Annotated in this window: 19 protein-coding genes; 1 reads left to right on the top strand and 18 read right to left on the bottom strand. The window is 66.7% G+C overall.

Going from position 1 to position 12777, the window contains the following annotated elements; all coding sequences use genetic code 11:
• Positions 1-361 precede the first annotated feature (361 nt).
• Positions 362-1324, top strand: coding sequence for a hypothetical protein (locus BQ8420_RS26955; RefSeq protein ID WP_369825550.1), 963 nt, complete (start codon positions 362-364; stop codon positions 1322-1324).
• Positions 1325-1530: 206 nt separating this feature from the next.
• Here BQ8420_RS26955 and truA read toward each other — a convergent pair whose 3' ends face one another.
• The 18 genes from truA to BQ8420_RS26865 all read right to left on the bottom strand — a co-directional run bounded on the left by truA (position 1531) and on the right by BQ8420_RS26865 (position 12767).
• Positions 1531-2373: a tRNA pseudouridine(38-40) synthase TruA gene (gene truA / locus BQ8420_RS26950; RefSeq protein ID WP_143847581.1), complete on the bottom strand. Its 843-nt coding sequence runs from the start codon at positions 2371-2373 to the stop codon at positions 1531-1533.
• A gap of 117 nt (positions 2374-2490) precedes the next feature.
• Positions 2491-2979 carry a 50S ribosomal protein L17 gene (gene rplQ, locus BQ8420_RS26945; protein WP_087102490.1) on the bottom strand — a complete coding sequence of 163 codons (489 nt, stop codon included), beginning with the start codon at positions 2977-2979 and terminating at the stop codon, positions 2491-2493.
• A 66-nt stretch (positions 2980-3045) separates the two neighbouring features.
• Positions 3046-4068 (bottom strand): DNA-directed RNA polymerase subunit alpha, encoded by a 1023-nt coding sequence (locus BQ8420_RS26940; RefSeq protein WP_087102488.1) that lies wholly within the window; start codon positions 4066-4068, stop codon positions 3046-3048.
• Positions 4069-4247: 179 nt separating this feature from the next.
• Entirely contained in the window at positions 4248-4652 is a 405-nt protein-coding gene (gene rpsK, locus BQ8420_RS26935; RefSeq protein WP_087102486.1) for a 30S ribosomal protein S11, read from the bottom strand.
• Between the two features lie 66 nt (positions 4653-4718).
• A complete protein-coding gene (rpsM, locus tag BQ8420_RS26930; protein WP_087102484.1) occupies positions 4719-5096 on the bottom strand; it encodes a 30S ribosomal protein S13 in 378 nt (125 codons plus the stop codon).
• 223 nt (positions 5097-5319) lie between these two features.
• Positions 5320-5433 carry a 50S ribosomal protein L36 gene (gene rpmJ, locus BQ8420_RS26925; protein WP_026117481.1) on the bottom strand — a complete coding sequence of 38 codons (114 nt, stop codon included), beginning with the start codon at positions 5431-5433 and terminating at the stop codon, positions 5320-5322.
• A 54-nt stretch (positions 5434-5487) separates the two neighbouring features.
• Positions 5488-5709, bottom strand: a complete 222-nt coding sequence (infA, locus tag BQ8420_RS26920) for a translation initiation factor IF-1 (RefSeq protein WP_013156135.1) — start codon at positions 5707-5709, stop codon at positions 5488-5490.
• A 334-nt stretch (positions 5710-6043) separates the two neighbouring features.
• On the bottom strand, positions 6044-6511 hold the full coding sequence (locus tag BQ8420_RS26915; RefSeq protein WP_087102482.1) for a DUF1707 domain-containing protein: 468 nt from the start codon (positions 6509-6511) through the stop codon (positions 6044-6046).
• A gap of 84 nt (positions 6512-6595) precedes the next feature.
• The gene (gene map, locus BQ8420_RS26910) at positions 6596-7420 is read right to left on the bottom strand and encodes a type I methionyl aminopeptidase (RefSeq protein ID WP_087102480.1); all 825 of its coding nucleotides are present in this window, start codon (positions 7418-7420) and stop codon (positions 6596-6598) included.
• Positions 7420-8079 carry an adenylate kinase gene (locus BQ8420_RS26905; protein WP_200816105.1) on the bottom strand — a complete coding sequence of 220 codons (660 nt, stop codon included), beginning with the start codon at positions 8077-8079 and terminating at the stop codon, positions 7420-7422. Before BQ8420_RS26905 ends, map begins: the two co-directional genes overlap by 1 nt.
• Positions 8080-9393, bottom strand: coding sequence for a preprotein translocase subunit SecY (gene secY, locus BQ8420_RS26900; protein ID WP_087102476.1), 1314 nt, complete (start codon positions 9391-9393; stop codon positions 8080-8082).
• Between the two features lie 285 nt (positions 9394-9678).
• Complete coding sequence (gene rplO, locus BQ8420_RS26895; protein ID WP_087102474.1) at positions 9679-10143, bottom strand: 50S ribosomal protein L15; 465 nt, start codon at positions 10141-10143, stop codon at positions 9679-9681.
• On the bottom strand, positions 10140-10325 hold the full coding sequence (gene rpmD, locus BQ8420_RS26890; protein WP_087102472.1) for a 50S ribosomal protein L30: 186 nt from the start codon (positions 10323-10325) through the stop codon (positions 10140-10142). The genes rplO and rpmD overlap by 4 nt, the downstream gene beginning before the upstream one ends.
• A gap of 2 nt (positions 10326-10327) precedes the next feature.
• Positions 10328-10930 carry a 30S ribosomal protein S5 gene (gene rpsE / locus BQ8420_RS26885; RefSeq protein WP_087102469.1) on the bottom strand — a complete coding sequence of 201 codons (603 nt, stop codon included), beginning with the start codon at positions 10928-10930 and terminating at the stop codon, positions 10328-10330.
• A gap of 46 nt (positions 10931-10976) precedes the next feature.
• Positions 10977-11357 carry a 50S ribosomal protein L18 gene (rplR, locus tag BQ8420_RS26880; RefSeq protein WP_087102467.1) on the bottom strand — a complete coding sequence of 127 codons (381 nt, stop codon included), beginning with the start codon at positions 11355-11357 and terminating at the stop codon, positions 10977-10979.
• 2 nt (positions 11358-11359) lie between these two features.
• Positions 11360-11896, bottom strand: coding sequence for a 50S ribosomal protein L6 (gene rplF / locus BQ8420_RS26875; protein WP_087102465.1), 537 nt, complete (start codon positions 11894-11896; stop codon positions 11360-11362).
• An 18-nt stretch (positions 11897-11914) separates the two neighbouring features.
• Positions 11915-12313, bottom strand: a complete 399-nt coding sequence (gene rpsH / locus BQ8420_RS26870) for a 30S ribosomal protein S8 (RefSeq protein ID WP_087102463.1) — start codon at positions 12311-12313, stop codon at positions 11915-11917.
• 268 nt (positions 12314-12581) lie between these two features.
• Entirely contained in the window at positions 12582-12767 is a 186-nt protein-coding gene (locus tag BQ8420_RS26865; RefSeq protein ID WP_067597799.1) for a type Z 30S ribosomal protein S14, read from the bottom strand.
• Positions 12768-12777 lie beyond the last annotated feature (10 nt).

Below are 12777 nucleotides of genomic sequence, written 5' to 3'. Positions count from 1 at the left end.
CGCCCCCGGACCCCAGAGCGGCCCGCAGATGCCTCCCGGGCCTCCCCAGGGCCGTGGACCACAGGCTCCGCTCGGCCTCCCGCAGGGCCCCGGGCCTCAGAGCGGCCCCCAAACACCTCCCGGACCTCCCGGACCTCCCCAGGGTCCGCCGCCGAACATGCCCACCGGCGGACAGCCCGGCATGGGACATATCACCCCTGGCGGCCCGCCACGCGGCCCGGGCGGCCCCGGCCAACCTCCGCCCCCCGGCGGCCCGGTTCCGCCGCACGGCATGCCCCCCGGCCCGCCGCCGCAGGGTCCTCAGAGCGGCCCGCACATGCCTCCGGGGCCTCCCGGACCTCCCCAGGGTCCGCCACCGAACATGCCCACCGGCGGACAGCCCGGCATGGGCCCCGGCCGGCCGCCCATGTACCAACAGGGCCCACCGCCTCCCGGCGCGCTCCCTCCAGCTCCTCCCAAACAGGAGCCGGTCTTCCCGGCCGATGCCATGGGCGCCACCCAGAACCTGAACGCGGTTCCCGGTCCCGCCCCCCGCGCGGGTGCCGCGGCCCGCCCGCTGTACCGCGACGAGGTGCCGGAGGACGCCGGCGCGGACACGGCCCAGTTCAGTGTCCAAAGCGACGGTTACGACGACTACGACGATTACTACGACGACGGTTACGACGACCGCCGTTCCACCGGGTCCACGAAGCGCGTCGTGCTCATGGGCGCCGGTTTCCTCGTCCTGCTCCTCATCGTCGGCGGCGGTGTGTTCCTGTTCGCCAGCGGCGGTCTCGGCGGTAGCGGCGGCGAGGCCACCACCGTCGCGGACGAGAGCAACGACCCGGGCAGTCTGGCCCCCGAGTCCCTCTTCCCCGAGGAGATGGAGATCGAGGGCCAGGGCGCGTTCACCCGTGTGGCCGTCGAGGACACCGAGGACTGCGCCTCCGGCACCCACGGCGACTACGGCGACGTGCTCGGCTCGAACGAGTGCCGCCAGCTGGTGCGCGCGTCCTACCTGAGCGAGGACCAGAACCACGCCGTCACCGTCGGCGTCGCCGCCATGCCCGGCGACACCGAGGCCGAAGAGGCCCTGTCCTCACAGGACCTGGTCGGCGCCCAATGGTTCGCCGGCCTGCCCGGCGAGGAGGGCACCCCGGCCGAACGCCTGGGCTACTCCGGCGGCCACGGCAGCAGCGGCCAGTGGGGCCGTTACCTGCTCTTCTCCCTGTCGGCCAACAGCGACGGCAGCGGCGACGAGGAGACCGACGCCACCGAGCTCCGTGACATCGGCGACGGGTTCATCGACGCCGCCTACGAGAACCTCGTCGAGGACCGCTCCTGACACGACGCACAAGACGGCGCCACCCTGCTCGTCCACAGATCGTGGATCAGGGGTGGCGCCGTCTCGCGTTCCCGGATGTACTTGTCCTCATGGGGGAGCTTCGAGCTCCGCCCACACCGGCACGCCCTCACGCCCCCAGCCTCCGACGCCTCCGACGCCTCCGACGCCTCGGCGCACCGATATCGGACCCGCGCCTCTGCCCGCCCCTACCCGGCGTGGCCCTTACAGGGCAGCTCACGGACGCGTCGGGTGAGGGTGGCGCGCTCGGCCAGCTCCTCGTCAGCGGGGTAGCGCACCTCCTCCAGGCTCAGCCCCTGGGGACCGACCACGTGCACCGATGAATCGCGCACAGCCGTGCCCAGAACCCGTCCCGGCCACTCCACGTCCTGACGGCCGTCCCCCACCGCCAGAAGCGCTCCTACGAGCGCGCGGACCATGTTGTGGCAGAACGCGTCGGCCTGGATGGTGCCGGCGAGGAGATGTTCCTCCTCGCGTACCCACGACAGCCGCAGCAGCTCACGGATCGTGGTGGCGCCCTCCCGCTTCTTACAGAAGGCCGCGAAGTCGTGCTCGCCGACGAGCCGGTCCGACGCCTCGTTCATCCGGTCCACGTCCAGCGGATGCCGGTGCCACAGCACGTCACGGCGGCGCAGCGGCTCCAACCCGTAGGGCGCGTCGCCGACCCGGTACACGTAGCGGCGGAACAGCGGCGAGAACCTGGCGTCGAACCCGGGCGGGGCCAGGCGAACGGCGCTCACCCGGACGTCCTTGGGCAGGACCCCGGCCAACCGGCGCAACACCCGTTCGCCCTCGTTCTCCCAAGCGGCGCGCGGCACGTCGATCTGTGCCACCTGTCCCCGGGCGTGCACGCCCGCGTCGGTGCGCCCCGCGCAGGTCACCGATGCGTCCGATAGACGCAGCACCTTGGCCAGCGCCGACTCCAGTTCCCCCTGCACGGTTCTCCGGGTCGGCTGCCGCGCCCACCCCGAGAAGTCCGTGCCGTCGTAGGCGATGTCCAGCCGTAGCCGGACGGTCTCGTTCTCGTCCATCCCCATCCCGTTCACGTCGCCGAACACCGGCCCGGACAAAAGAGAAGTGCCCGACCCCCACAAGGGTCGGGCACTCACGAGGGCGTCGCGCGGACCTGACGGCCACGCACGGGCACCCTACTTGCTCTCGGCGCTCTCCTCGGCGGCCTCGGGGGCCTCCTCGGTCTTGGCCTCGACGGTCTCCTCGGCGGGAGCCTCAGGGGTCTCCTCCACCGGGGCGGCAGCGGCGGCCGGAGCGGCGGGGGCGCTCAGCGCCTCGACCAGCTCGATGACAGCCATCGGGGCGTTGTCGCCCTTGCGCGGACCGATCTTGGTGATGCGGGTGTAACCACCGGGGCGGTTCTCGAAGCGCGGGCCGATCTCGGTGAAGAGCTCGTGCACTACGGCCTTGTCGGTGATCTTGGTCAGCACCTGACGACGGGCGTGCAGGTCACCGCGCTTGCCGAGAGTGATGAGCTTCTCGGCGTACGGACGCAGGCGCTTGGCCTTGGCCTCCGTGGTGCGGATACGGCCGTGCTGGAACAGGGAGGTGGCCAGGTTCGCCAGCATGTGCCGCTCGTGCGCGGGCCCGGAACCCAGACGGGCGCCCTTGGTAGGCGTGGGCATGGTTGCGTTCTCCTAGTGATGCGGTCCACGGCCGCACTCGGCCGGGGACCATTGGGCGACGAAGGTCTAGAACTGCTCCGTCTCGACGAAGGAGTCACCCTCGTCGTCCTCGGAGCCGAAGGAGTCGGCCGCGGTGCCGGGGTCGAACCCGGGCGGGGAGTCCTTCAGGGACAGGCTCATGTCGACGAGCTTCTGCTTGACCTCGTCGATGGACTTGGCCCCGAAGTTCCGAATGTCCAGAAGGTCCTGCTCAGAGCGGGCAACCAGCTCGCCAACGCTGTGGATGCCCTCGCGCTTGAGGCAGTTGTAGGAACGGACCGTGAGGTTGAGGTCCTCGATCGGCAGCGCCAGGTCCGCCGCCAGAGCGGCGTCCGTCGGCGACGGGCCCATGTCGATGCCCTCGGCGTCGACGTTGAGCTCACGAGCCAGACCGAACAGCTCGACCAGGGTCTTGCCCGCGCTGGCCATGGCGTCACGGGGACGAATGGCCGGCTTGCTCTCGATGTCGACGATCAAGCGGTCGAAGTCGGTGCGCTGCTCGACACGGGTCGCCTCGACCTTGTAGGTCACACGCAGCACGGGCGAGTAGATGGAGTCGATCGGGATCCGACCGATCTCCTGGCCCTGCTGCTTGTTCTGCGTCGCGGAGACGTAACCGCGGCCGCGCTCGACCGTCAGCTCCATCTCCAGCTTGCCCTTGCCGTTGAGCGTGGCGATGTGCAGGTCGGGGTTGTGCACCTCGACACCGGCCGGCGGAGCGATGTCCGCGGCGGTCACCACACCCGGGCCCTGCTTGCGCAGGTACATCAGCACCGGCTCGTCGTGCTCGGAGCTGACGACCAGACCCTTGAGGTTGAGGATCATCTCCGTGACGTCCTCCTTGACCCCGGGCACGGTGGTGAACTCGTGCTCGACGCCCTCGATGCGGATGCTGGTGACAGCCGCGCCGGGGATGGAGGACAGCAGGGTACGCCGAAGCGAGTTACCGATGGTGTAACCGAAACCCGGCTCCAACGGCTCGATGACGAACTTCGAACGCCACTCGGAGATGGTCTCCTCGGTGAGCGTCGGACGCTGTGCGATCAACATGGTCCGTGTTTTCCCTTCCACATGGCCGCCCGTTATTTGACGGCCACCGGATGGACACCGCCCGGTCGGCGGTGTCCCCTGATCGGATTCCTACCCGGTCCGCCCCTCACCCCAACGGGATGGAGGCGGACCACACCGCGAGGCGCCCGCGAGTAGGAGACGCGGGCGCCGGTGCCGAATCAGACGCGGCGACGCTTCGGCGGGCGGCAGCCGTTGTGCGGGACCGGGGTGATGTCCTGAATGGAGCCCACCTCAAGACCGGTCGCCTGCAGCGAACGGATGGCGGTCTCGCGGCCCGAGCCCGGGCCCTTCACGAAGACGTCGACCTTGCGGACACCGTGCTCCTGGGCACGGCGCGCGGCGGCCTCGGCGGCCATCTGGGCGGCGTAGGGGGTGGACTTACGCGACCCCTTGAAGCCGACCTGACCCGAGCTGGCCCACGAGATCACGGCACCGGTCGGATCGGTGATGCTCACGACCGTGTTGTTGAACGTGCTCTTGATGTGAGCGTGCCCGTGGACAATGTTCTTCTTTTCCTTGCGGCGCACCTTGCGCGCTGCACCCTGACGGCCCTTAGGCGGCATGAGTGAAACTCCCAGAGATCATCGGTCCGTTTACTTCTCGGACGCGGTTGGCAGGTCCGAGGCGGACTACTTCTTGGCCTTCTTCTTGCCGGCCACGGTCTTCTTCTTGCCCTTGCGAGTGCGGGCGTTGGTCTGCGTGCGCTGACCACGCACCGGGAGACCACGGCGGTGACGAATGCCCTGGTAGCTACCGATCTCCATCTTGCGACGGATGTCGCCCTGGATCTCGCGTCGCAGGTCACCCTCGACCTGGTAGTTGGCGTCGATCCACTCGCGCAGCTTGACCAGGTCCTCTTCGGACAGCTGGTGGACGCGGGTGTTCCCGTCGACACCGGTGTTCTTCAGGGTTTCGGTGGCGCGAGTGCGGCCGACCCCGAAGACGTAAGTGAGAGCGATCTCCACCCGCTTGTCGCGGGGGAGGTCTACGCCGGCAATACGTGCCATGTGGGCGAGACTCCATCCATGCATGTGCGGAGGTCTGACCCGTTCCATCCTCTCGTCGCCCAATCGACGAGGCCCCGGCCTCCGACCGGGGGTTCTCCCCCACCACCAACGGGCGGGAGATCGGAACAGGTTTTTCGTTGTTTCCTGGGCCCGGTCGGGGAAGACCTCCCCTGACCCGGGTCCGATGCGACGCGGAAGTCGCGGCCGGCGAACCGGGGCTTACTCAGCCCTGGCGCTGCTTGTGCCGCGGGTCCGAGCAAATGACCATGATCCGGCTGTTACGGCGGATCACGCGGCACTTCGCGCAGATCTTCTTCACGCTCGGCTTGACCTTCATGGTGACTCCGAACTCATCACATCACCAGTCACGGGCCGTGCGGCCCCGGACGGGCTACTTGTAGCGGTAAACGATGCGCCCGCGCGTGAGGTCGTACGGGCTCAGCTCCACGACGACACGGTCGTCGGGAAGAATACGAATGTAGTTCATCCGCATCTTGCCGCTGATGTGGGCAAGAACCTGGTGCCCGTTATCGAGCTCTACCTTGAACATAGCGTTGGGTAGGGACTCGACAACGGAACCCTCGATCTCGATGGCGCCGTCTTTCTTTGCCATGTCCTCCACGCCTCGCTCATCGATTTGGTTGATCAGGACGACCCGACGCGACCTGAGTGGTCCTTCGCATGACGCGACGGCCCCGGCGATCACGGACACACCGCGTCACCGACGCCAGAACACACTGGAAGTCCAGGCCAACTGCAAGGCTTACGTCGATGGGAAGACGTGGCACAAAGAAGGCAGACTGACCCAACAGCCCGCGTATGGGCAGTGTCAGTCTATCCCCTTCCGGCAAGTGCTCTCGCCCACGAGAGCAGAGGAGCCTACACGGTCCGCCTCATCGAACGAAACCACGTGCGCGTCCCCCGACACCGATCCATCGGCGAGAACTTCAACCGGCGGGGTCGTGGTCATCGCCCTGGGCGCCGCGTTGAGCGGCCAGGACCCCGAAGGTCACCACGAGCATCAGGATGCCCCAAGGCGCCAGCACCCACAGGAACCACGGATACGACGCGTCGGTGGTCAGGTACAGGATCAGCCAGATGGTGAAACACAGGATGTTGACGCCACCGTAGAGCCACCACGGGACCATGAGGGCGGGGTCGCGCAGTCGTAGCGGTGGCGCCGCCACACCGGTGTCGAACCTGGCCGCGTGTCCTTTTTCCGCCAGATCCTTCTCGGGAAAGTCCGTGGTCACCCGGGCGAGGTCATCCGCGGTCTTGGCCTTGTACGCCCGGCCCAGACGCTCGGTGAACTCTTCGTGGTCCAGCCGCCCCTGAGCGAAGTGCTCCTGGAGCAGCCGGGCCACCCGATCTCGTTCCGCGTCGGATGTTCGTATGGACGGCACCGGGTCGGACACTGCTCGCACCTCGCCTTTACACCAGTGAGTGGTCACCACCCCATCGCCGCCGGTTCCCGACGGGACACGGGGGTGGGCCCGCCGTCACCAGGTCGGCTGGACGAACCCCATCGCGTCGATTTTATCGCGGTTGGACTCGCGAGCCGTCAACACCATCGGACCGTCCGCGGTGATGGCGACGGTGTGCTCGAAGTGGGCGGCGCGCCGGCCGTCCCTCGTCACGACCGTCCAACCGTCGTCGAGCTCCACCACGTCGTGCTTGCCGAGCGTGGTCATCGGTTCGATCGCCAGGCACATGCCCTCGCGCAACCGCATGCCCTTGCCGCGCTTGCCGTAGTTGAGCACGTGCGGGTCCATGTGCATCTGGGTGCCGATGCCGTGGCCGCCGTACTCGCGCACGTTGCCGTAGCCACCGTTCGCGGCGATGTGGCCACCGATCGCGTGACCGATGTCCCCCAGCCGCTTACCCGGGACCATCTCGGCGATCCCCAGCCACATGGACTCCTCGCACACGTCCATCATGGTGAGATCCTCGGAGCGGGCCTCGCCCACCGCGATGGTGACCGCGGAGTCGCCGTGCCAGCCGTCGAGGATGGCGCCGCAGTCGATGGAGATGATGTCTCCGTCGGCCAGCACACGCTCGGTGCTGGGGATGCCGTGCACGACCTCCTCGTTCACCGAGGCGCAGATCGACCCGGGGAAACCGTGGTAGCCCTTGAACGACGGGACGGCCCCGGCGTCCCGGATCACCTTCTCGGCGATGGAGTCGAGTTCGAGGGTCGACGCTCCGGGCCGCACCGCGGCCCGGAGCGTGTCCAGGGCGCGGGCCACGATCTGGCCCGCCGCCCTCATCTTGACGATCTGTTCCGGCGTCTTGATCTGCACGTCGGGATCGGCCTTGCCGAACATCAGGCAGCCGACCTCTTCTCGGCGATGGCCGCGTTGGCGCGGGCCGTCACCTCGGTCACGGGGCCCGTGGCGGAGATGGTGGCCAGCAGGCCTTCGCCGGAGTAGTACTCGACCAGCGGCGAGGTCTGCTCGCGGTAGACCTTCAGGCGGTGCCGAATGGTCTCCTCACGGTCGTCCTCGCGCTGGTACAGCTCGGCACCCTCTTTGTCGCACTTGCCCGCGACCTTCGGAGCGTCGTACTCCACGTGGTAAACCCGGCCGCACTCGGGGCAGGACCGACGACCGGAGAGGCGCTTGACGACCTCCTCCTCGTCGACCCGCAGCTCCAGGACCACGTCCAGGTTGGAGCCGAGGTCGGCGAGCATCCCCTTGAGCGTCTCCGCCTGGGGGACGTTGCGCGGGAACCCGTCGAGCAGGAAACCCTCCGCAGCGTCGTCCTGGGCCAATCGGTCCTTGACCATGGCGTTGGTGATCTCGTCGGGGACGAGGTCGCCACGATCCATGAACTCCTTGGCCTTCTTGCCGAGTTCGGTACCGCCGCTGACGTTGGCCCGGAAGATGTCACCGGTGGACACCTTCGGGATGGACAGCTCTTCCGCGAGGATCTGGGCCTGGGTGCCTTTACCGGCCCCAGGCGGCCCCACCAATACAGCTCGCATTTATCGCAGAAAACCTTCGTAGTTCCTCTGCTGGAGGTGACTCTCGATCTGCTTCACCGTGTCCAGCCCGACACCGACCATGATCAGGATGCTCGTCCCACCGAAGGGGAAGTTCATGTCGGCACCGGTGGCACCGAGAGCCACCATCGGCAGGAGAGCGATCACGCCCAGGTACAGCGAGCCGGGGGTCGTGAGTCGAGTAAGCACGAAGTCGAGGTACTCGGCGGTCGGACGCCCTGGTCGGATACCCGGGATGAACCCACCGTACTTCTTCATGTTGTCGGCGACTTCAGTGGGGTTGAAGGTAATCGCCACGTAGAAGAACGCGAACCCGACGATCATGACGAAGAACGTCGCCATGTAGACGGGGTGAGTGCCGGTGAGGAAGTAGGTCTGGAAGAACTGCGCCACCGGATGGGTGGAGTCCTGACCGAGCAGACCCACGATCAGCTGCGGAAGGTACAGCAGCGAAGAGGCGAAGATCACGGGGATGATGCCCGCCTGGTTGACCTTCAGCGGAATGTAGGTGGAACTGCCCCCGTACATTCGCCGGCCCACCATGCGTTTCGCGTACTGAACCGGGATACGGCGCTGAGCCTGCTCCATGAACACCACGGCGGTGATCAGGACCAGACCCGCGATGCAGATGATGGTGAAGATCCAGACGGAGCGCTCTTCGTACAGACCCATGATCGAGGACGGGAAGACCGCGATGACCTGGGTGAAGATGAGAAGCGACATGCCGTTGCCGACACCGCGCTCAGTGATGAGCTCGCCCATCCACACGATGATCATGGTGCCACCGGTCATCGTGAAGACGATGGTGACCATCGTCAGGATGTCCTGGTTCGGCATATAGGAGGAGACCGGTACGGCGTTCTGGAACAGCGCACCGGTCCGAGCCATGGCCACGATGCTGGTCGCCTGTAGCACCGCCAGCATGAGGGTGAGATAGCGGGTGTACTGGGTGATCTTGCCCTGGCCCGCCTGGCCCTCCTTCTTGAGGGCCTCCAAGCGAGGGATGACCACCGTCAGCAGGTTGATGATGATGCTCGCGGTGATGTACGGCATGACCCCGAGCGCGAACACCGCCAGTTGCAGAAGCGCGCCACCACTGAACAGGTTGACCAGGGCGTACACGCCGGACTGGTCGGCGGTGGTGATGGTCTCCATCTGTTCTCTGATCGCCGCCGAGTCGATGCCCGGTGCCGGGATCACCGACCCCAGGCGGAACAGCGTCAGGATGAACAGTGTGAACAGCAGCTTATTGCGCAGGTCGGGCGTGCGGAATGCACGAACGAACGCACCTAGCACGTCTCCTCCTGCGCGGCTTCGGCGGCGGAACGGGTTCCAGACATCGCGGCCGATCCTGAATCGTCGTAGAACGTCAGCAGCGGGCACGTCGCCCGTTGCTCGGAAGTACTCACATTACGTCAAGCGGAGAGCTCAAACAGATGGCACTGTAACAGCCATCACCCAACGGCAGGGTCGGGGAGCCATAACGATCAACTTTCACCATGCACGAGGGCGCCCGACCAGCCGATCCTCGCGGATCCTGCCGGGCGGGCGCCCCCAAATGCACATCGTAGGGATGTTCCCCTACAGCTCGGTGACGGTGCCACCGGCGGCGGTGATCTTCTCCTTCGCCGAGGAGGAGAGCGCGTTGGCGCTCACCTGCACGGCGACGGTGATCTCACCGGTGCCCAGCACCTTGACGGGCTGGTTCTTGCGAACCGCGCCCTTGGCGACCAGGCCCTCGACGGTGACCTCGCCACCCTCGGGGTAGAGCTCGCTCAGCCTGTCCAGGTTGACGACCTGGTAGGTCTTCTTGAACATCGCGTTGCTGAAGCCCTTGAGCTTCGGCACCCGGCGGATGAGGGGCATCTGCCCACCCTCGAAACCGGGACGGACGGTGTTACGAGCCTTCGTGCCCTTGGTACCGCGACCGGCGGTCTTACCCTTGGAAGCCTCGCCACGGCCCTTACGGACCTTGGCCTTGTTGGCACCCGGGGCGGGACGCAAGTGGTGGAGCTTGAGCGGCTCGTCGGGGCTGTAGTCGCTCATTCTGCGACCTCCTCGACAGTGACGAGGTGCGAGACGATCGTGATCTGCCCGCGAACCTCAGGGCGGTCCTCACGGACGGTGGACTTACCGATCCGGCCCAGAGCCAGCGACTGGAGAGCAGCGCGCTGCTTCTCCTTGCCGCCGATCTTGGAGCCGGTCTGCGTGATCTTGATCTTTGCCATGATCAGGCTCCTGCCTTCGCCTCAGCACGAGCGCGCAGCATGGCGGCCGGGGCGACGTCCTCGATCGGCAGACCACGACGGGCGGCGATCTCCTCGGGCTGGTTGAGGCCCTTCAGAGCGGCCACCGTGGCGTGCACGATGTTGAGCGGGTTGGACGAACCGAGCGACTTGCTCAGGACGTCGTGGATACCGGCGCACTCCAGGACGGCGCGAACCGGACCACCGGCGATCACACCGGTACCCGGGGCGGCCGGACGCAGCAGGACGACACCCGCGGCCTCCTCGCCCTGGATCTGGTGCGTGATCGTGCCCTGGATGCGGGGGACGCGGAAGAAGTTCTTCTTCGCCTCGTCCACGCCCTTGGCGATGGCAGCCGGAACTTCCTTGGCCTTGCCGTAACCGACACCCACCATGCCGTTACCGTCACCGACGATGACGAGCGCGGTGAAGGAGAAGCGACGGCCGCCCTTGACGACCTTCGCGACCCGGTTGATGGTCACGACCTTCTCGATGTAGGAGACACCCTTGTCTGCGGCGCCGCCGCGGCGATCGTCACGGCGATCACGCCGCTCGCCACCGGCGCCGCGCCGCGGTGCTGCAGCCATCAGTGGTTCCTCTTCTCGTGGTTGTTCTCGGCCTGTACAACGGTCATCAGAACTCCAGCCCACCTTCGCGCGCCGCGTCGGCGAGCTTCACGATGCGACCGGCGTAACGGTTACCGGCACGGTCGAAGACGACCTTGGTGATGCCGGCGTCCTTCGCGCGCTGCGCGACGAGTTCACCGACCTTCACCGACTTGTCGGACTTGGTGCCCTCGGCGCCACGCACATCCGTCTCGACGCTGGAGGCGGCGACCAGGGTGTGACCCTTGGTGTCGTCGATCACCTGCGCGACGATGTGCTTGGAGGAGCGGAAGACGGCCAGACGGGGACGCTCGGCGGTGCCCACGACCTTCTTGCGCACCCGGAACTGGCGACGCTTACGAGCGGTGGTGGCCTTCGCGGTGCGCTTACGGCTCACGGTGATGCCCATGCCTACTTACCAGCCTTTCCGGCCTTGCGGCGGATGTGCTCACCCTGGTAGCGCACGCCCTTGGCCTTGTACGGGTCAGGCTTGCGCAGACCGCGGATGTTCGCGGCGACCTGGCCCACCAGCTGCTTGTCGATGCCCTCGACATGCAGAATCGTCGGCTTCTCCACGCGGAAGGCGATGCCCTCCGGCGGCTCCACCACGACGGGGTGGCTGTAGCCCAGCGAGAACTCCAGGTTGGAGCCGCGAGCCTGCACCCGGTAACCCACGCCGTGGATTTCCAGAGTCTTGCCGTAGCCCTTGGAGACACCCTCGACGAGGTTCGCGATCATCGAACGGTTCAGACCGTGCAATGACCGGGTCTCCGGCTTGTCGTCGGGACGCGACACCGTGACCACGCCGTCCTCGAAGGAGGCGGTGATCGGCTCGGTGATCGTGTGCTTCAGCTCGCCCTTCGGCCCCTTGACAGTGACGTCTTGCCCGTTAATCGTGACCTCGACGCCCTTTGGGACCGAGAGCGGCAGTCGACCAATACGCGACATGCTTTTCGTCTCTCCCTATTACCAGACGTAAGCGAGGACTTCGCCGCCCACGCCACGCTTCTTGGCCTGCTTGTCAGTCATCAGGCCACCGGACGTCGAAATGATGGCCACACCGAGACCACCCAGAACGCGAGGAAGGTTGTCCTTCTTCGCGTACACGCGGAGACCGGGCTTGGACACCCGGCGGATGCCCGCGATGGAGCGCTCACGCGTGGGGCCGTACTTCAGTTCCAGAACGAGGCTCTGGCCGACTTCGGCCTCCTCGGTCCGCCACCCCTGGATGAAGCCCTCATGCTGGAGGACCTCGGCGATGTGCGCCTTGATCTTGGAAAACGGCATCGTCACGGTGTCGTGGTAAGCCGAATTCGCGTTACGCAGACGAGTCAACATGTCTGCGATCGGGTCGGTCATTGTCATGGCCGACTGGCCCTTCCTCACCGCGGTTTCCGAGTGCGGGCCTTTCCCAAAGCCTGCCTTCCGCGGGGTACCCCCGTGAAGTGCACAAACGGACCTTCGGCGTGGTCGTGGGCACCGCGATCCCGTGGGACTGCCGTGCCCTGGTGAATGAATATCGCTTTCCGCCGTTCTCCGTCCTGGAGGACGACGGGTCCTACATCGAGCCACCGGGAAGGTGGCGCTTCCGGGGGCCGACCGCGCTCAGGCGCTCAGTCGGCCCCGCCGGAAACTACCAGCTCGACTTGGTGATGCCGGGCAGCTCGCCCCGGTGCGCCATCTCGCGGAAGCAGATACGGCACAGGCCGAACTTCTTGAAGACGGCACGCGGGCGTCCGCACCGCGAGCATCGAGTATACGCCCGAACGCCGAACTTCGGCTTCCGGTTCGCCTTTGCGATCAGGGACTTCTTAGCCATGGTAAACCCC

Origin of the sequence: Nocardiopsis sp. JB363 (assembly GCF_900143625.1) — a bacterium.
Classification (GTDB): domain Bacteria; phylum Actinomycetota; class Actinomycetes; order Streptosporangiales; family Streptosporangiaceae; genus Nocardiopsis.
This window is presented reverse-complemented; position numbering and strand designations above follow the sequence as displayed.

What these genes read in the sequence shown, in the direction of transcription:
- rplR (WP_087102467.1), bottom strand. Translation starts at nt 11,357, where the DNA reads ATGGGCATCACCGTGAGCCGTAAGCGCACCGCGAAGGCCACCACCGCT.
- BQ8420_RS26940 (WP_087102488.1), bottom strand. Translation starts at nt 4,068, where the DNA reads ATGTTGATCGCACAGCGTCCGACGCTCACCGAGGAGACCATCTCCGAG.
- rplQ (WP_087102490.1), bottom strand. Translation starts at nt 2,979, where the DNA reads ATGCCCACGCCTACCAAGGGCGCCCGTCTGGGTTCCGGGCCCGCGCAC.
- rpsH (WP_087102463.1), bottom strand. Translation starts at nt 12,313, where the DNA reads ATGACAATGACCGACCCGATCGCAGACATGTTGACTCGTCTGCGTAAC.
- rplO (WP_087102474.1), bottom strand. Translation starts at nt 10,143, where the DNA reads ATGAGCGACTACAGCCCCGACGAGCCGCTCAAGCTCCACCACTTGCGT.
- BQ8420_RS26955 (WP_369825550.1), top strand. Translation starts at nt 362, where the DNA reads ATGCCCACCGGCGGACAGCCCGGCATGGGCCCCGGCCGGCCGCCCATG.
- infA (WP_013156135.1), bottom strand. Translation starts at nt 5,709, where the DNA reads ATGGCAAAGAAAGACGGCGCCATCGAGATCGAGGGTTCCGTTGTCGAG.
- rpmD (WP_087102472.1), bottom strand. Translation starts at nt 10,325, where the DNA reads ATGGCAAAGATCAAGATCACGCAGACCGGCTCCAAGATCGGCGGCAAG.
- rpmJ (WP_026117481.1), bottom strand. Translation starts at nt 5,433, where the DNA reads ATGAAGGTCAAGCCGAGCGTGAAGAAGATCTGCGCGAAGTGCCGCGTG.
- rpsK (WP_087102486.1), bottom strand. Translation starts at nt 4,652, where the DNA reads ATGCCGCCTAAGGGCCGTCAGGGTGCAGCGCGCAAGGTGCGCCGCAAG.
- truA (WP_143847581.1), bottom strand. Translation starts at nt 2,373, where the DNA reads ATGGACGAGAACGAGACCGTCCGGCTACGGCTGGACATCGCCTACGAC.
- rpsM (WP_087102484.1), bottom strand. Translation starts at nt 5,096, where the DNA reads ATGGCACGTATTGCCGGCGTAGACCTCCCCCGCGACAAGCGGGTGGAG.
- rplF (WP_087102465.1), bottom strand. Translation starts at nt 11,896, where the DNA reads ATGTCGCGTATTGGTCGACTGCCGCTCTCGGTCCCAAAGGGCGTCGAG.
- map (WP_087102480.1), bottom strand. Translation starts at nt 7,420, where the DNA reads ATGTTCGGCAAGGCCGATCCCGACGTGCAGATCAAGACGCCGGAACAG.
- rpsE (WP_087102469.1), bottom strand. Translation starts at nt 10,930, where the DNA reads ATGGCTGCAGCACCGCGGCGCGGCGCCGGTGGCGAGCGGCGTGATCGC.
- BQ8420_RS26865 (WP_067597799.1), bottom strand. Translation starts at nt 12,767, where the DNA reads ATGGCTAAGAAGTCCCTGATCGCAAAGGCGAACCGGAAGCCGAAGTTC.
- BQ8420_RS26905 (WP_200816105.1), bottom strand. Translation starts at nt 8,079, where the DNA reads ATGCGAGCTGTATTGGTGGGGCCGCCTGGGGCCGGTAAAGGCACCCAG.